The sequence below is a fragment of the uncultured Marinobacter sp. genome, from assembly GCF_947488835.1.
Taxonomy (GTDB): domain Bacteria; phylum Pseudomonadota; class Gammaproteobacteria; order Pseudomonadales; family Oleiphilaceae; genus Marinobacter.
On sequence record NZ_CANLBK010000004.1, the window covers coordinates 43,119 to 61,027 of the forward strand.

General features: G+C 55.3%; 14 protein-coding genes. 8 read left to right on the top strand and 6 right to left on the bottom strand.

Annotation, left to right across the window (positions count from 1 at the left end; genetic code table 11):
• Window positions 1-60: 60 nt before the first annotated feature.
• A complete protein-coding gene (locus Q0824_RS13870; protein WP_298451840.1) occupies window positions 61-1,587 on the top strand; it encodes an NAD(P)/FAD-dependent oxidoreductase in 1,527 nt (508 codons plus the stop codon).
• A gap of 274 nt (window positions 1,588-1,861) precedes the next feature.
• Window positions 1,862-3,190: a DEAD/DEAH box helicase gene (locus Q0824_RS13875; RefSeq protein ID WP_298451844.1), complete on the top strand. Its 1,329-nt coding sequence runs from the start codon at window positions 1,862-1,864 to the stop codon at window positions 3,188-3,190.
• Between the two features lie 95 nt (window positions 3,191-3,285).
• Here the strand turns inward: Q0824_RS13875 and Q0824_RS13880 are convergent, their stop codons facing one another.
• Both Q0824_RS13880 and Q0824_RS13885 read right to left on the bottom strand, forming a co-directional pair.
• Window positions 3,286-4,011 carry an OmpW family outer membrane protein gene (locus Q0824_RS13880; RefSeq protein WP_298451848.1) on the bottom strand — a complete coding sequence of 242 codons (726 nt, stop codon included), beginning with the start codon at window positions 4,009-4,011 and terminating at the stop codon, window positions 3,286-3,288.
• A gap of 159 nt (window positions 4,012-4,170) precedes the next feature.
• A complete protein-coding gene (locus tag Q0824_RS13885) occupies window positions 4,171-4,641 on the bottom strand; it encodes a helix-turn-helix domain-containing protein (RefSeq protein ID WP_298451851.1) in 471 nt (156 codons plus the stop codon).
• 150 nt (window positions 4,642-4,791) lie between these two features.
• Between Q0824_RS13885 and Q0824_RS13890 the strand changes: the two genes are divergently transcribed.
• The gene (locus Q0824_RS13890; RefSeq protein WP_298451854.1) at window positions 4,792-5,904 is read left to right on the top strand and encodes an NADH:flavin oxidoreductase; all 1,113 of its coding nucleotides are present in this window, start codon (window positions 4,792-4,794) and stop codon (window positions 5,902-5,904) included.
• A 63-nt stretch (window positions 5,905-5,967) separates the two neighbouring features.
• Here the strand turns inward: Q0824_RS13890 and pntB are convergent, their stop codons facing one another.
• Window positions 5,968-7,365, bottom strand: coding sequence for a Re/Si-specific NAD(P)(+) transhydrogenase subunit beta (gene pntB / locus Q0824_RS13895; protein WP_298451857.1), 1,398 nt, complete (start codon window positions 7,363-7,365; stop codon window positions 5,968-5,970).
• A gap of 12 nt (window positions 7,366-7,377) precedes the next feature.
• The gene (locus Q0824_RS13900) at window positions 7,378-8,955 is read right to left on the bottom strand and encodes a Re/Si-specific NAD(P)(+) transhydrogenase subunit alpha (protein ID WP_298451860.1); all 1,578 of its coding nucleotides are present in this window, start codon (window positions 8,953-8,955) and stop codon (window positions 7,378-7,380) included.
• A gap of 158 nt (window positions 8,956-9,113) precedes the next feature.
• On the opposite strand from Q0824_RS13900, the gene Q0824_RS13905 reads away from it, so the two are divergent.
• Both Q0824_RS13905 and Q0824_RS13910 read left to right on the top strand, forming a co-directional pair.
• The gene (locus tag Q0824_RS13905; RefSeq protein ID WP_298451863.1) at window positions 9,114-9,752 is read left to right on the top strand and encodes a MarC family protein; all 639 of its coding nucleotides are present in this window, start codon (window positions 9,114-9,116) and stop codon (window positions 9,750-9,752) included.
• Window positions 9,753-9,761: 9 nt separating this feature from the next.
• Window positions 9,762-10,325, top strand: coding sequence for a gamma-glutamylcyclotransferase (locus Q0824_RS13910; protein WP_298451867.1), 564 nt, complete (start codon window positions 9,762-9,764; stop codon window positions 10,323-10,325).
• Between the two features lie 135 nt (window positions 10,326-10,460).
• Here the strand turns inward: Q0824_RS13910 and Q0824_RS13915 are convergent, their stop codons facing one another.
• Window positions 10,461-11,378 carry a DMT family transporter gene (locus Q0824_RS13915; RefSeq protein WP_298451870.1) on the bottom strand — a complete coding sequence of 306 codons (918 nt, stop codon included), beginning with the start codon at window positions 11,376-11,378 and terminating at the stop codon, window positions 10,461-10,463.
• A 125-nt stretch (window positions 11,379-11,503) separates the two neighbouring features.
• On the opposite strand from Q0824_RS13915, the gene Q0824_RS13920 reads away from it, so the two are divergent.
• From Q0824_RS13920 to Q0824_RS13930, 3 genes are all read left to right on the top strand, one after another.
• A complete protein-coding gene (locus tag Q0824_RS13920) occupies window positions 11,504-12,451 on the top strand; it encodes a LysR family transcriptional regulator (RefSeq protein WP_298451873.1) in 948 nt (315 codons plus the stop codon).
• Window positions 12,452-12,581: 130 nt separating this feature from the next.
• The gene (locus Q0824_RS13925; RefSeq protein ID WP_298451876.1) at window positions 12,582-13,967 is read left to right on the top strand and encodes a D-arabinono-1,4-lactone oxidase; all 1,386 of its coding nucleotides are present in this window, start codon (window positions 12,582-12,584) and stop codon (window positions 13,965-13,967) included.
• Between the two features lie 49 nt (window positions 13,968-14,016).
• Entirely contained in the window at window positions 14,017-15,309 is a 1,293-nt protein-coding gene (locus Q0824_RS13930; RefSeq protein WP_298451878.1) for a DSD1 family PLP-dependent enzyme, read from the top strand.
• Window positions 15,310-15,367: 58 nt separating this feature from the next.
• Here Q0824_RS13930 and Q0824_RS13935 read toward each other — a convergent pair whose 3' ends face one another.
• A complete protein-coding gene (locus Q0824_RS13935; protein WP_298451881.1) occupies window positions 15,368-17,869 on the bottom strand; it encodes an acyl-CoA dehydrogenase in 2,502 nt (833 codons plus the stop codon).
• Between the last annotated feature and the right edge of the window lie 40 nt (window positions 17,870-17,909).

Below are 17,909 nucleotides of genomic sequence, written 5' to 3' on the forward strand. Positions count from 1 at the left end.
CTGCGCTATCGTAACTCTCATATATACCAGAAGAACGACAATAACTTTGAGAGGTCGGATATGAGCGAGCAGCACTTTGATGTATTGATCATCGGCGCCGGGGTGTCCGGGATCGGTATGGCCTGCCATCTCCGGCGTGAGTGTCCGGGTAAGTCGTTCGCTATTCTGGAACGGCGTCAGTCACTCGGTGGCACCTGGGATCTGTTCCGTTACCCGGGCATTCGGTCCGATTCTGACATGTTTACCTTTGGCTATAATTTCCGCCCCTGGACGGGCGGAAAAGTGCTGGCAGACGGCGCCTCCATCAAGAACTATGTCAGCGAAACTGCAAAAGAATACAACGTTGAGCAGCATATTCGTTATGGTCTTGCCGTAAAAACCGCGGATTGGTCCAGTGCAGAAAAATGCTGGAAGCTGACTGCGGCGAATGAGGCTACGGGTAAAACCGAAACCTATACGGCCAGTTTTCTGATTGGTTGTACTGGCTACTACAACTACGATCAGGGCTATAAGCCCGATTTCCCCGGCGAAGCGGATTTCAAAGGCCTGGTTGTCCACCCGCAGCACTGGCCGGAAGGCCTCGACTATACCGGCAAGAAAGTTGTGGTGATTGGCAGTGGTGCCACTGCGGTCACACTGGTGCCCACGCTGGCGGAGAAAGCCGGGCATGTAACCATGCTGCAGCGCTCGCCTACGTACCTGATGCCCCTGCCGTCGACGGATAAGGTAACCCTGGGCCTTCAGAAGGTACTGCCCGCCAAGGCAGCATACCGGCTGACCCGGGCGCGCAATATTACGGTTTCCCGGTTTCTGTACCAGCGTTCCCGCAAGAACCCCAAGCTAATGCGCCGCTTGTTTCTGGGTATTATCAAGCACCAGGTTGGTGATCAAACCGACATGCGTCACTTTACTCCGAGCTACAACCCCTGGGATCAGCGTTTGTGTGTGGTGAAAGACGGTGACCTTTTTCGCGCCTTGAAGGCAGGCAAGGCATCCATGGCAACCGATCACATTGAGCACTTCACAGAAACCGGTATTCGCCTCCGATCCGGTGAGCACCTGGATGCAGACATCATTATTCCCGCCACTGGCCTGGATATTCAGATGCTCGGGGGTATCAAGCCGAAGGTAGACGGCCAGGAAGTGGTTCTGAAGGACAAGGTGGTTTACAAGAATGTGATGGTTGAAGGCGTACCCAATGCGGGCATGATCTTTGGCTACACCAATATCTCCTGGACCCTGAAGGCCGATATTGCCAGTGAATACCTGTGTCGCCTGATCAATCACATGGATCAACGGGAGTTGCGCGTAGCGGTCGCCAGAGATAATGAAAACAGTCTGGGCGAGGATACCGTAATGGGCGCTCTGGATTCCGGTTACGTCAAGCGTGCTGCGGACCGCCTCCCGCGGCAAGGCACGCATGGGCCATGGCGAGCCTCACAGGATTATCAGGCGGATGTAAAAGTGCTGCGGTTTGACCCCATCGAGGATGGCTACATAGAGTTCGATGGAAAGAAAACCCATGCCAGTGAACGCAACCTCGGTGGTTTTCTGCAGCCTTTGCGCTCCGCACTGTTCGGGGCCTGATTAAAATCGACAGTAATACCCTGTTCACCGGTTCCAATTCCTTATGGCTAATTCTTGTTGCCTCTGTTACTGTGCACGCATCCTGCCTCTAAGGATTCTGCAGTTTCCGGCTTTAAGCCGCGTTGCGAACCTCCATACGACCTGTCAGAGGACGTCACCCCGATTACCGGCGCGTGACTGTAGTCGTCTTTTATTCCATGAATCTTCATGGCATCTGCCCGCATTCGCCGAGAACGGTGTTCGTGGAGGCAGAACAATCAAGAGTTGATCATATATGAGTTTTTCTTCACTCGGTTTGTCCGAGCAGCTTGTCCGTGCAACCGCCGATCAAGGTTACGATACCCCTTCACCCATTCAGCTTCAGGCCATTCCTGCCGTACTTTCAGGCAAGGATGTTATGGCTGCAGCTCAAACGGGCACCGGGAAAACCGCCGGTTTCACACTGCCATTGCTGCAGCGCCTGGCTGAAAAGCCTCGTACGGGCAAAGGTCCCCGTGTACTTATTTTGGCCCCCACACGGGAACTGGCCGCACAGGTTCACGATAGCGTAAACCTTTACAGCAAATATGTTCCTACCAAAGCTGCCGTGGTTTTTGGTGGTGTAAAAATCAACCCGCAGATGATGAAGCTGCGTAAAGGTCTGGATGTACTGGTTGCCACACCTGGCCGCTTGATGGATTTGTATCAGCAGAACGCTGTGAAATTCAACGAAGTGGAAATCCTGGTGCTGGACGAAGCCGACCGTATGTTGGATATGGGCTTTATTCGCGACATCAAAAAGATTCTTGCGCTGTTGCCAGCCAAGCGTCAGAACCTGCTGTTCTCAGCGACCTTCTCTGGTGAAATTCGCGCTCTGGCTCAAGGCCTTCTGAACAACCCGGTTCAGATTGATGTGGCGGTCCGAAACACTACCGCTGAGTCAGTAAAACAGTCGGTCTACACCGTTGATCAGAGCCAGAAAACTGCTCTGCTGAGCAAGCTGGTGCGTGAGAACAGTTGGGAGCAGGTGCTGGTGTTTACCCGCACCAAGCACGGGGCAAACCGTTTGACCCAGAAACTGGAAAACGACGGTATTACGGCAGCCGCGATCCATGGCAACAAGTCACAGGGTGCTCGTACCCGTGCGTTGGCTGATTTCAAAGCCGGAGAAGTGCGCGTGTTGGTAGCAACCGACATCGCAGCCCGCGGTCTGGATATCAAGCAACTGCCGCAAGTGGTGAACTTTGAGCTGCCCAACGTGCCAGAAGACTATGTTCACCGTATCGGCCGTACCGGTCGTGCGGGTGAAAGTGGGCATGCACTGTCATTGGTAAGTGCGGATGAGCTCAAGATGCTGGTTGGCATCGAGAAGTTGATCAAGAAGCAGTTGCCGCGCAAGGAAGTGGAAGGTTTTGAGCCAAAAAACCACGTAGCTATGAAGCCCAAGGCAAAGGCAGACCCAAGCCGCGCACGCAACCGCAGTGGTGGTAATGGCGCAGGAAATGGCCGCCCCGGCGGCAAGCCCCGCAGCTTTGGTGATCAGCCCGGTGGGCGCAGTGGTGGTCGTAGCCAAGGTGGCCAGGGCCAGCGCGGACGTTCCGGGCAACGCCAAAGCCAGAGCTAAGCCGAAAACTTAAGCGAGTGCTCTATAGCCATTCGCTAAACCAAAAACGGAGCCTTGAAGGCTCCGTTTTTGGTTTCAGATTATAGAACCCAATATCAGAACTTGTAGGTGAAACCTACCATGTAAACCATTGGGTCGATTTCGACGTCGAACTTGTCGGTCTGGGCGGCGTAGTTGCCGCTGGCATCGTAGACCTTAATGGTGGCGTCTGTGTTGATATCCGCCCACCAGACGGCAGCGTTCAATCCGAAGTTCTCGCTCAACATGTAGTCAATACCTGCCTCAAAAGCGATACCGACGCTGTCATCCAGATTCAGTTTGGTGGTGGCACCGGGCAGGCTGACTGTGCCGGCAACGGCACTGTTGAGCGTGTCAGTGGTCTTTTCTTCAAAGAAGGTTGTGTAGTTGATGCCCACGCCTACAAAAGGCTGTAGTGCGGAGCTGCTGCTCATTGGGTAGTACTGAAGCGTGATTGTTGGCGGCAGGTGCTTGGTTTCAGCCAACTTTCCTGCACCTGCCAAGTCTCCGGCACCATTGATATCGTGCTTGAACGGAGTGGCACCCAGTACGCCCAGGCCCAGATTGTTCGTAAACATGTAGGTAGCTCGAATTCCGAGTTGTGAGTCGGAATCTACGGCAACACGAGCATCAGATCCAAAAATCGGTGCGCCACCCACTTTAATGACATCACTGGAATCATCTGGCGCCACATGCACAACACCTGCACGCAGAATGAAATCGCCGGCTTCAAAAGCCTGAGCTGCGGGTGCAAGGGCCATAACGGCAACGGCCATAACACTGAGTTTGAACGTACGGGACATAAACATCTCCTGATAACCTGAATCGTTGATGCATTCAGATTAAAGATCATGGAGATAGAGAACTTGATATAGCGCAATAACTGCGAGCGGACGATTCGAGTTATAACGCCAGATTGACGTAACTCAAGAAAAGGCTAGGGAGTGTAGTTTTGCGGATTGTCAGGCGGTGTCTTTTTTGCTGCCAGGCACGGCATCACCGGAAACAAACACATCACGCACGGTGACTGGATCACCTTCTATGTTCTGTACCTGAACAGTTTGGATAGGCTGACCGGTCGCTCTGTCCCGAAGATCCAGAGGTGCCTCGTCGGGTGCCGGATTCCACTTGTCTCCCCACTGACGCAGAGCAATAACAACAGGGAACAGATCCCGGCCTTTCTCGGTAAGCCGGTACTCAAAACGGGAGCCGTGTTCACCCACATCCACTTTTTTCAGTACGCCGTTATCCACCAATCGGGCCAGACGGTCGCACAAGATGTTTTTGGCAATGCCCAGCTCTTGCTGAAAATCCACAAAGCGGCGGGTACCGTACATAGCGTGCAGTACGATAAGCAGGGACCACCAGTCACCCACCTGGTTCAGGGCGCGGGCGACGGAGCAGTTGGAGTCATCAAAACGTTTTCTGGCCATGGGTAGAAGTGTACATAATAAGGTTGCATCTTAAAACCAGATTAAATAGAGTTGCGTTAAGAGACCAAATTAGTAAGGTAGCTACCAAGCAGCCATGCCATGCTAGTTAATTTTCATCGTCAACATCGAATTTTTACGGAGTAGCCACTGATGACTACGAACCTGGGCCCCATGTTTAAACCCTTTGATATCCACAACCTCACACTACGCAATCGGGTAGCTATGGCACCGATGACCCGCAACTTCTCGCCCAAAGGTGTGCCCGGTGAGAATGTGGTGGCCTATTACCAGCGCCGCGCTGAAGCGGGAGTTGGCCTGATCATCACTGAAGGCACGACGGTGAATCATGCCGGTGCCAATGGCTACCCCAATGTGCCGCAGTTTCATGGTGATGAAGCGCTGGCAGGCTGGAAAAACGTGGTAGATGCGGTGCACGAAGCCGGTGGGGCTATATTCCCGCAACTTTGGCACGTGGGTGCAGTGCGTAAGGAAGGTACAGCTCCGGATCCTTCGGTGCCAGGATACAGCCCGTCGGGTTTGTTTGCGCCAGGCAAGCCCAATGGCAAGGCCATGAGCAAGGGCGATATTGAAGATGTAGTCACAGCCTTTGCTGATGCAGCACATGACGCCAAAGCCCTGGGTTTTGATGGTGTAGAGATTCACGGCGCTCACGGCTATTTGCTCGACCAGTTCCTGTGGGAAGGCACTAACCAGCGGGATGATGAGTACGGCGGCAGCATGGAGAATCGCCTGCGTTTCGTAGTAGAGATAGTGGAAGCGGTTCGCCATCGCGTAGGCCCGGAGTTCCCCATCATGCTGCGCTTCTCGCAGTGGAAACAGCAGGATTACGAAGCAAAACTGGTTAACAGCCCGGAAGAGCTGGAACAGTTCCTGAAGCCGCTGGTTGAAGCCGGTGTGGATATTTTCCACGCATCAACCCGCCGTTTCTGGGAGCCGGAGTTTGAAGGTTCCAACCTTAACCTGGCAGGCTGGACGCAGAAGCTGTCTGGCAAACCCACCATGTCGGTTGGCAGCGTTGGCCTGACGGAAGATTTCATCAGTGGCACCATGGCCAGCAAGCAAGAGTCGGTAGAGCAGTCGGGTATCGACGAACTGGTAGAGCGCATGAACAACCACGAATTTGAACTGATTGCCGTGGGCCGCGCACTTCTGCAAGACCCTGAATGGCTGACTAAAGTGCAGGAAGGACGGCTTGGTGAAGTGGACGATTTCGCCCGCAAATCCCTCACCAATCTGTACTGAGTTTATTTGGTGTGGAGCGGTATCCGGGTGTTTCGGATACCGCGTCTATCAAGTTTACTCGGTTTAGTCCCTCAGCCCGCTGACCAGTTTGTCGATGCTGTCTTTGGCATCACCAAACAGCATGCGGGCGTTTTCCTTGAAGAACAGCGGGTTTTCCACCCCTGAATAACCCGTTGCCATACCCCGTTTTAAAATCACCACTTGCCGTGCCTTCCACACCTCCAGCACTGGCATACCAGCAATCGGGCTGCCAGGGTCTTCTGCCGCTGCAGGGTTCACCGTGTCGTTTGCGCCGATAACCAGCACCACATCTGTTGTCGGAAAATCCCCGTTGATCTCGTCCATCTCCAGCACTATGTCGTAGGGCACATGGGCTTCTGCCAGCAGTACGTTCATGTGGCCGGGTAGTCGGCCAGCAACGGGGTGGATACCAAAGCGTACATTTACGCCACGCTCCCGCAACAGCTTGGTCATGTCGCTGACCCCACTCTGAGCCTGCGCCACCGCCATGCCGTAGCCCGGTACGATAATGACGGAATCGGCATTGCGTAGCTCTTCGCACACTTCATCTGCGCTGGTTTCCAGTGCCGTTCGGTCGTCAGGGCCTGCGCTTGCAGAACTCCTGCTGGTTTGGCCAAACCCGCCGAGGATTACGCTGATGAATGACCGGTTCATGGCCTTGCACATGATGTAGCTGAGAATGGCACCGCTGCTGCCCACCAATGCGCCGGTCACGATCAACAGGTCGTTGCCGAGCATGAAGCCGATGGAGGCTGCGGCCCAGCCGGAGTAACTGTTGAGCATAGACACCACCACCGGCATGTCGGCACCGCCAATGGCCATGATCAGGTGAATGCCCAGAACAGACGCAATCACGGTCATCAGTATCAGGGCCAGTATGCCCAGCGCCATGCTATCGGTGCTCAGGAACCAGCAGCCCAGCACCACGGATACGGCGATAGCCGCCAGATTCATCAAGTGCCGGCCGGGCAGGGTGAGGGCTTTGCTGTCGATGCGACCGTCCAGTTTGCCGCAGGCTACCAGCGAGCCGGTGAAGGTAACGGCACCAATAAAGATACCCACAAACACTTCCACCAGTTTGATGGTGTGCTCGGCTCCTGTGCTGTGAATCAGCGGATCGATATAGCCGGTAAAACCCACCAATACCGCCGCAAGGCCCACAAAGCTGTGCAGTAGCGCCACGAGTTGTGGCATTTGGGTCATTTCCACCTTGTTGGCAATGACAATGCCAATGCTGGCACCCACTAACACCGCGATCACAATGGCCACAAGCCCACTGTCACTGACGCTGGCCATGGTGGCGACCAGTGCAATGAGAATACCGGCTACGCCATAAAGGTTACCCCGGCGTGCCGATTCCTGATTGCTCAAGCCGCCGAGGCTGAGAATAAACAATACGCTGGCGACCACGTAGGCCACACTAACGAGTCCTGTACTCATGGTGGTCGCCTCCTATTTGCGGAACATTTTGAGCATGCGATGGGTAACCCGGAAGCCACCCCCTACGTTGATGCTGGCAATCAGCACCGCCACAAACGCCAGAACTCCGACCACGGCGTTCTCTGCCTGGGCCAGGTGTAACATGGCACCAATCACGATAATGCCGCTGATGGCGTTGGTGACACTCATCAGAGGTGTGTGCAGGGAAGCAGTGACGTTCCACACCACCTGCCAGCCTATAAAGCAGGCCAGTACGAACACGGTGAAGTGGCGCAGGAAGCTCTCCGGTGCATAGGCGCCAACACCATAAAGTGCGGCAAGAGTGACGACTAACACGGCCCCCTTGCCGATCAGGCTACGGCGTTGGGACTCCTTGTGTGCTGCCGCTTTTTGTTCTGCCGAAGGTTCTTCTGTGCCCGGTGCAGGCTTGGGGCTGATGGGTGTTTGCGGTTGTGGTGGCGGCCAGGTTACGTCCTTGCCCAACACCACGGTAAGGCCACGAATCACGTCATCGTCCATATTGATCTTGGGTTGACCGTCTTTCTCCGGCGTCAGTTCAGTCACCAGATGAAACAGATTGGTGGAATAGAGATCACTGGCCACCTTGGCCATGCGACTGGGCAGGTCTGTGTAGCCGATCAGCGTAACGTCGTGGTGCTCGGCAATTTTTCCCGGCTCGGTGAGTTCGCAGTTGCCGCCGCGCTCTGATGCCAAATCCACAATCACACTGCCGGGCTTCATGGATTTCACCATGTCGGCGGTGATCAGTTTAGGTGCTGGCTTGCCGGGAATCAGGGCGGTGGTGATGATGATATCCACCTCTTTGGCCTGCTCTGCGAACAGCGCCATTTCGGCTTTGATGAACTCATCGCTCATCTGTTTAGCGTAACCACCAGTGCCACTGCCTTCTTCCTCGCCAAAATCCAACTGCAGGAATTCCGCGCCCATGCTTTCAATCTGTTCCTTTACTTCCAGCCGGGTATCGAAGGCCCGAACTATAGCCCCCAAGCTATTGGCGGCTCCTACTGCCGCAAGCCCGGCTACACCGGCGCCGATCACCATTACCTTGGCGGGTGGCACTTTGCCGGCGGCTGTTATCTGGCCGGTGAAGAAACGCCCGAAGTGATTGGCTGCCTCCACCACCGCGCGATATCCGGCAATGTTGGCCATGGCGCTCAAGGCATCCATTTTCTGGGCCCGGCTGATTCGGGGCAGGCTGTCGATGGCAAAGGTGGTAATGTTTCGGCCCGCCAGTTGCTTCAGCAAATCGGAGTTCTGGGCCGGCCAGATGTAGCTGGCAAGAAAGGCACCTTCCTTCATCAGGTCGGCTTCATGCTTGCCCAGCGCAGTATTCAGCATGGGAGCGCGAACCTTCAGAATAAAATCTGCCTCGCCCCACAGTGACGCAGTGCTCGCGGCAATGGCGGCGCCAACAGCCTCGTAGGCTTCATCGCGATAATGTGCGGCTTCGCCTGCGCCTGCCTCGACCGTAACGTCGTAACCCAGGTTGATCAGTTTGTGTACCGATGGCGGAGTGGCTGCAACTCGCCTTTCGTCTTCGAAAATCTCTTTTGGAATGCCAATCTTCATGATGCAAACGCCCCGTGTTTGAACCTATGAAACTTCTGTGAGCTACCTACAGCCTAGTGCAAGCTCAGGACTTTGCCTGCCATACGTTCTGTTGCGTACGGCAGAAATCCGGATAAAGCGCTATGCTTTGCGCTTTTGCACACACCGGAATTTTTTCGATGATTGAGATGTTTTTCAGCACCTATGTCAGCAGTACAATTCGCTTCCTGTTTTTGCTGGCTCCCTTCTTTGCAGTGTCCATGTTTATCGCCTTGACCCGGGGATTGCCCGCTGCTGAAAAAGCCTCGATTATCCGCCGGGCGTGCATTGCAGCATCCATTATGGGTGTTTTGTTGTTCTTCGGTGGCCCGGTTTTGTTCAGTGCCATCGGCATTACTCTGAACTCCTTCCGTATTGGCGCCGGTACACTGCTGTTCCTGACCGCTATCAGCCTGGTCACCAGCGGCACCCGTAACCATGCCACCGGCCTGCCCGAGGAAGAGCGCGACGACATCGCTGTTGTGCCCCTGGCCGTTCCGGTGATGATTGGCCCTGCCACCATTGGTGCTATTCTGGTTTACGGTGCCGAACTCAAGAATGCCCCGGAAGTTGCCGGAGGCCTGCTGGGCTTGCTTTCTGGCCTATTGATACTGGGTATATTGCTGCATCTGTCTGGCTACCTGGAAAAAGCACTAGGCAAAACCGGCCTCAACATCTTATCCAAGATCAGCGGTTTGGTACTCTCAGCCATGGCAGCAGAAATTGTACTGACAGGCATCACGGGTTTTATCGCCAGTTCGGGATTGATGGGAGCATAAGGACGCGCAATGTCTGCAGACACCACAGAGCACAATCGTAACCGACAGGATTTCTCCGGTATCGACTCGATCTGGTTGTTTGGTTATGGCTCGTTGATTTACAAAGTAGATTTTCCATACCTCGAAAAGCGCCCCGCATCCATTCAGGGCTGGGCGCGCCGGTTCTGGCAGGGATCCCATGATCATAGAGGCACTCCGGAAGCGCCGGGGCGTGTGGTGACTCTGATCGAGCAGCCGGGCGCCAAGTGCAAAGGTATGGCCTTCCGGGTATCACCGAAGGTCTTCGAGCATTTGGATGTGCGGGAGAAGAATGGTTATCTGCGATTCACCACAACCCTGACGTTCGATAACGGCAGTCATGGTGAGGGGCTGGTTTACATTGCCACTGAGGATAACGAAGCCTTCCTTGGCGAGGCGCCGGACGCAGATATAGCCCGCCAGATTGCTTCTGCGGTTGGTCCGAGTGGCCCCAATTCCGAATACTTATTGAGACTCGCGGAGTCTTTGCGTGCGCTGGGTGACGAGTGCACCCATACTTTCTCAATTGAAGCTTGCCTAAAAGCAGACTCATAAACCGGGTACGAAGCTCCATACAAGCAGTAGGGGGAGAAACACCTCCCGAAACTGTGCGGAGCCAGGGATGGCGGAGCCAAGCGTACACGGACGTATTCACAGCGTGTTTCGGGAGGTGTTTCTCCCCCTACTGCGTCAGGCCTCCACCGAAGCGACTCGGGACTCCTCCCGGGTAGCAGGATTAAAGCCCCTGGGAGGTGATTTGCGACGCTGATTCAGGCCGATCATCACTAGCGGCACAACAACCATCAAACTGCCCACCAGGAACCACCAGTCCGGTACCTCGTTAAACCAGATCCAGCCGATCGCTACAGCCCAGATCAGTCCTGTGTATTCCGCGCTGGTCACCTGATTGGCATCCACTTGCCGGTAGGCCAACAAAACGGTGATGTTGTAACCCAGAATAAAAAATGCCGAACCGACCGCGGTTAGCAAAATCTCTGGGTGCCAGGTGGCACCTTGTTGCCACTCCCATATTGCAAGTAGCCCAGACACCGGGATAACCAACAGGTAGTTGAGAAACAACTTGTGTACCGTGCTCTGGCCCTTGGGCAACTTGCGCACCATCACCGCGTTGATTGCCAGTGTCAGTGCAGACCCCAGCGCGGCTACCGCCGCCCAATTGAACTCCACGGGGCGCAAGATGACGATGATGCCGGCAAACCCGCTGAATACCGCAAGCACACTCAATGGCGAAAGCGACTCCCGGAAGATAACCACTGAAAACACCATCACCAGAATCGGCGCTGCGTAAAATACGGCGTTGGCCGTGGCCAGTGGCAGGTTGCTTAAGGCAACGATCATGCACAGCAAGCCTACCAGATGAACGTGCGCCCTGATGGCGTGTACTTTTATGCCGGAAAACAGGTTGTTCCGGTCGATCTTGCGAGCCAGCGGAACCAGGAAAACAAGGGTGATGAGGCAGCGTAAAAATGCGAACTGCAGAATCGGTGCGCCCGGCTCCATGAGCTTGATAAACACGTCAGATATCAGCGCCATGGCGTTGCCAAGCACAAGCAGAAGAATTGCGCTGTTTACAGTTTTACCTGACATCTTTTTATTACCTGATACACGGGGGGTGGATAAAGCGCGCACATAGAAAGTGGCAGGTACAGTCTACTTGCGCTTTAATATCCGATAAAATGATGTTTCTTGAGCTGGTATTAGATAAATAGATAATGAAGCTGCCACCACTAAGAGCCCTGCCCGTATTTGAAGCCGTCGCCCGCCTCAACAGTTTTTCATTGGCTGCTGATGAGCTCTCGGTAAGCCAGAGTGCGGTGAGCCATCAGATCAAACAGCTCGAAACCTATCTGGGGGAGCAGCTGTTCTGGCGTGGAGGGCGCACGCTCGCGTTAACCGACGAGGGGCGGCAGTATCTCGATGCCGTCAGTACGGCGTTGCTGCAAATCGAACGGGCCAGTGAAAAACTGCTGGGGCATGAAGAATCCAGGTTGCGGCTTGCGCTCTTCAGTTCCTTTGCCGTTCGTTGGCTGGTGCCGCGGTTGCCGAATCTGCAGCGACAGCACCCGCAGGTAGAGTTGGCGCTGGAGATGACCAGCGAAAACCCCGTACTGTCTGATCGTGTGGCGGACTGTTTTATTACGATAAATCGCGGGTCTTCAGCCTACAGTTACGAGCTTTTGTACGTTGAGCAATTGTTTCCCGTGTGCAGTCAGGATTATTGGCAGCGCATTTGTAGAGAGTTGGGTCGGGAAGCGGATGCAGCAGGGCGTGATGAGCCGGCCATGACCACGGCGGAGGTGGCCCGCTTTCCCCTGCTATCCACTCACAGCATTTACGACAAGGCCGCTGGGGACTGGGAGGCCTGGTATCAAACTGTGGATGAGTCCATACCTTCCGGCACGCGCGTTCAGCACTTCAGTCACATGCTGCTGGCGTTGGAGGCCGCGCGCCACCATCAGGGCATCGCTCTGACCAACGATTACATGTTGAGCACCCGAAAGGATTCAGAAGAATTTGTGCGCTTGCCATGCCACCCGCTGGTGACCGGCGACCGGTTCTATTTTGCCTGGAAAACCAGCCGAAGAAGGGAGCGGAGCATACAACTGCTGAGAGGTTGGCTGGTGGATGAAGCCATCAGAGGGGGACTCAGGTCACAATGATGCGAAATTGACCCTTTCTGTCGGCCCTTCCGGCGCTACTGCTATCGGAGAATGATCTTGCAGCGGGTATCCTTGCTTCAATAGTAACAAAGCTGCGCGTATTCACCGACGCAGTGAACAAGGAACCAACATGTCGTTAAACCGTCGCCAGTTTCTTCAATACGCCGGCGCCCTCGGTGCTTTGGGTGCGCTTGGCAGCCAGGCAGCACTTGCACAACTTCTCAACCCTCAACGCATGCAGCCCTGGCGCAACTGGTCGGGTGTGCAGACCTGCCTGCCAGCAAGCCAGATATCCCCCAAAACGCTGGACGAACTGGTAGATGTTATTACTCGCAGCACCGGCACCATTCGCCCGGTTGGGGCGGGGCACTCGTTCAGCCCGCTGGTGCCCACGGATGATACCTTGCTTTCCCTCGGCTATTTTGGCGGCATGTTAAGCCATGATTCGGCAACCCATCGGGCGGAGTTTGGTGCGGGCACCTCCATGGCACTCATGGGCATGGCGCTGAATGAGGTGGGCCAGGGCTTCATCAATATGGCTGATATAGATCACCAGACTTTGGGCGGTGCCGTTGCAACATCGACCCACGGTACTGGCATTAAATACGGCTCTTACTCAAGTTACATCAAAGGGTTGCAGTTGGTGACTGCGAGCGGTGAGGTACTGGATTGCGATGCCACACGTAACCCGGAGGTGTTCCATGCCGCCCGCGTATCCATGGGCTCGCTTGGGGTAATCACCCGGCTGACTATGCAGAACCGGCCAGGCTATCGCCTGCGGGAAACCATGTGGGTGGCCAAAACCGAAGACTTGCTGGCGGATATTGACCGGCACATGTCCGAAAACCAGCACTGGGAAATGCTGGTGATTCCCCATTCGGATTACGCACTGGCCATTGCCTTGAACGAAACCGAGGAGCCAGCCACACCTCCGGTAAACAAGGCAGAAAGCGGGGGCAATGAGTTTGTGACCCTGCTTGAGAAGCTGGATAAATACGGAAGTGATTTCCCGTCAGCCCGCCGCTTCTTGCTGAACAACCTGCGGCACTTTGCCACCTTTGATGAGCGTATTGGCGAGTCTTACGAGATCTATTCCAACATACGCTCGGTGCGCTTTAACGAAATGGAATACTCGGTGCCCGCCGAGCATGGCCCGGCCTGCCTGCGCGAGATTCTGCAGCTTATCGAGCGTAATGACCTGCCCACCTGGTTTCCACTGGAATACCGCTATGTGCAGGCTGACGATATACCTTTAAGTATGTTCCAGGGGCGCGATAGTTGTGCCATTTCTGTGCACCAGCACTACAGCATGGATTATCACAATCTGTTTGCGGCCATAGAGCCGATTTTCTGGAAATACGATGGCAGGCCCCACTGGGGTAAGTTGCATACACTGAATGCACGTCATCTGGAGAAGTTGTACCCGCAGTGGCGCGAGTTTACCGGGTTACGCGAGAGCCTTGACCCGCAGGGTAAGTTCCTGAATGCCCACCTGCGTTCAATTCTGGGCGCGTGAGGTAGAGAGTGACAGATATATTGAAGGAGCGATTGAGGGGGAGAGTACTGTGAATCGTCGTGGTTTTCTGTTCACCGGCCTGTTGGGTGGTGCGGCCATAATGACCGGAGCTGGTTTGCTACGACCTGCAGATAAGGGCAAACCTTACACGGCTTACTTCCAGGCGCTGAACGCGGAGCTGAAACGCGCCGGGCCCATGCGGCCTGTATTGGTGGTGGATCTGGACCGTCTGGATCACAACATTGATGTGGTGAAAGCTTCTCTGCAACGCAGCGGCAAGGCCTTGCGCCTGGTCGAAAAGTCGCTGCCGGCGCGCGGTTTGCTGGAATACATTGCCAGCCGTACCGGCACCGACAAGCTGATGTCGTTCCACCAACCCTTCCTGAATCAGACCGCCGAATACTTTCCGCAAGCCGATATATTGCTGGGCAAACCGCTGCCAGCCCGATCAGTTGAGGTGTTCTATCAGCAGCATCAAGGGCAGGCTGATCCTACAGCGCGAATCCAGTGGCTGATTGATGCGCCTGAACGGTTGCAGGAATACTTGCAGATATCACGAGCACGCAACAGCAAGTTCCGTATCAACATTGAGCTGGACGTTGGCTTGCATCGCGGTGGTGTGACCGATAACGATACTTTGAATGTGTTACTTGGCTTGATTGCCAATAACCCGGAGCATCTCGAGTTCTCCGGGTTCATGGGTTACGACCCGTTTGTCGGCATGGAACTGCCCTCGGTTCTTGGTTCTCCGGAAACGTTGCTAGGCAAGGTGATGACCCGCTATCAGGGCTTTGTGGATTTCACCCGAAACCAGTATCCGGCACTTTGGCGGGACGGCCTTGCGCTCAATACCGCCGGCAGCCCCAGTTACCGCCTGCACGAAACCGAAACCCTGAGTACGGAGTTGGCGGTGGGGTCGGCCATGGTGATGCCCACGCACTTTGATTTGCCGTCTTTGAGCGATCATGTTCCTGCGGCGTTTATTGCCAGCCCTGTTCTGAAATCCACCGGGCCAGTGAATATTCCGGCGTTGGATGGAAAATCGAAAATCTTCTCCTGGTGGGATATCAACCAGCGCGCTACCTATTTTATTTATGGCGGCAACTGGCTGGCGGATTTCGTCGCGCCAGAGGGGCTGCAGAGCAACAGCTTGTATGGCAGAAGCTCGAACCAGGAGCTGGTGACGGCCTCGCCGGGAGTGGGGCTTCAAGTGAACGATCAGGTGTTTCTGCGCCCGCAACAAAGTGAGGCGGTATTGCTGCAGTTTGGCGACATACTGGCAATGCGCAATGGAAAGATTGTTGATCAATGGCCCGTATACCAGGACGGTTCCCGGGCATAGCCAGTGAGCCATAAGGCAAGTGGCCAGCACTTGAAAATGCTGGCCACAGCTTTAGAGCCTACTTAACGCCAGGGCGTTCAACTACTTTGCGTTTCCCTTTGGCACATCGGGACAGAGCTTTCAGGCCTTCTTCGTCGAAAGCATCCACCCGGATAACGTCGTACAAAGCCGTCAGTGCATCTTCAAGCTTCTCGCGCTCCTCCGTCTTCACAACGCCTTCTGCACAGGCCCAGTCCACCAGCTTTTTGCGCTCGTGGCCCATCAGCAGTGTCACTTCGTCTAGATCGTCTTTATCACGATTACGAACGGCCTCGTGCATGCGGCCACGTACATCGGCGGTTTCGTTTGCCAGCTTGTAGGCATTCAGAACCCGACCAAGAGGGTCCTTCGGATCCATTGTGGTGTAGGCACCGCGGCTGATGCGCTGGCGCAGCGGTGTGTCTTTAACGATGCTGGCAGCCACTTGGGCGCCAAGCTTGTCATCCGGCCCGTTCAGGCCGGTCGCACCCAGCGGGAATACCAGCAGGCGCATTGGCCAGCGTAGAGCAGGTACAGGGAACTTGGTGATGGCTTCGCGCATCGAGTGCTGCAAGTCCTGAAGGCAGGTTTGCAGGCACCATTCCACCAGCGGGCGCTGGTCGGCAGGGTAGCCTTCCTCGTGCCATTGCTTGATTACGGCCGTCGCGTAGTACAGCTGCACCAGGCAGTCTGCCATGCGCCCGGAGAGGCGCTGTCGGGCTTTAAGTCCACCGCCCACGGAGAGCAGGGTTACATCCGTCATTAGGGCAAACGCTGCCGAAAAGCGGGCAAGCTGGCGGTAATATGAGCGGATGTTTCCTTGCCGTGGCACTGTTTCAAACAACCCGCCGGAGAGGGCAAGAACAAAAGCCCTCAAAGCGTTCCGTGTAGTGTGAGCCAGGTGCTTGTAGAAGATGCCGTCGAACTTCTTCACTGCCTGATCTTCGTCTTCCATGTCAGCCGCTGCAATTTCATCAACAATAAACGGGTGGCAGCGAATCGCCCCCTGACCAAACACCATCAGGCTGCGGGTCAAAATGTTTGCGCCTTCCACGGTAATGCCAATGGGTACAGCGTTGTAAGCGCGGGCCATGAAGTTGCGGGGGCCGGTAATAACGCCGCGACCGGCGACCACATCCATGGCGTGGTTGATCACTATCCGCATCAGGTCGGTGTTGCGGTATTTCAGCAGGGCAGAAGGCACCGCGGGCCGCACGCCCCTGTCCAACATACTGGAGGTCAGCAAGCGGGCAGCATCCATCATGTAGGTGTAACCAGCGATGGGCTCCAGAGCCTCCTGAACACCTTCAAACTGGCTGATGGAGCGGCCGAACTGTTCGCGAGTGTAGGCGTAGGAGCCGGTTGCCAGGCTGGCTACCTTGCCGGCACCGGTGCCCAGCGCGGGCAGGGAAATGGAGCGGCCAATGGACAGGCATTCCAGCAGCATGGTCCAGCCCTTGCCGAGCATGTCCTGGCCACCGATTACCTGGTCCATGGGAATAAACACTTCGGTGCCCCACGTCGGCCCATTCATGAAGACGGTATTCATTGGCAGGTGTCGAGCGCCTGCGTGTACGCCTTCGGTTTCCCGCGGCACCAGAACACAGGTCACGCCTATGTCTTCGTTATCGCCCAGCAGATTTTCCGGGTCGTACACCTTGATGGCCAGGCCAATCAGCGTCGCCACCGGTGCCAGAGTGATATAGCGTTTGTTCCAGGTAACTTTCAAACCCAGAACGTCTTCGCCGTTCCATTGGCCTTTGCACACTATGCCTTTGTCTGGAATGGCGCCCGCATCGGAACCCGCGATGGGCGAAGTGAGGGCAAAGCAGGGAATCTCTTCACCACCGGAGAGCCTTGGCAGGTAGTGTTTTTTCTGTTCGTCGGTGCCGTAATGCATCAACAACTCACCCGGGCCGAGGGAGTTGGGTACCATCACGGTGACCGCAGCAGATACGCTGCGGGTAGAAATTTTCATGACGATTTCAGAGTGGGCAGTGTTGGAGAAGCCCATGCCGCCGTCTTCTTTCGGGATCACCAGGCCGAAAAATCCGTTCTCACGGATAAATTTCCAGACCTTGTCCGGCAGGTCGTAGTCTTCGTGGGTGATCTTCCAGTCATCGAGCATGCTGCAGAGTTTTTCTACCGGGCCATCAAGAAACGCCTGTTCTTCGCTGGACAGGTGTGCAGGCTTTGCATCCAGCAGTTTTGACCATTCAGGTTTGCCCGAAAACAGTTCACCATCCCAGTCCACAGAACCGGATTTCAGGGCTTCTTCTTCGGTTGAAGACAGCTTGGGAAGGCGGCTGCGAACCCAGCCCAACAGTGGGCGGCTGAATTTGTCGAGGCGCAGCTCGCTCGGAATAACCAGAATCAGGGCAAGCGCGAGAAAAAGGCCGCCAAACAGAATACTGGCAATGTGCCACTCGTCCTGGAACAGGCCAACCAGGGTTGCGATAGACATTACCGCAGCGGCTGTGGTGCCGCCAACTCCCACATAGATCAGAATCAGGGCACTGATGAGCAGTAAAAGTACACTCACGGGCAGACCTCCATATCGTGGATAAAATTCGGCGAATTTC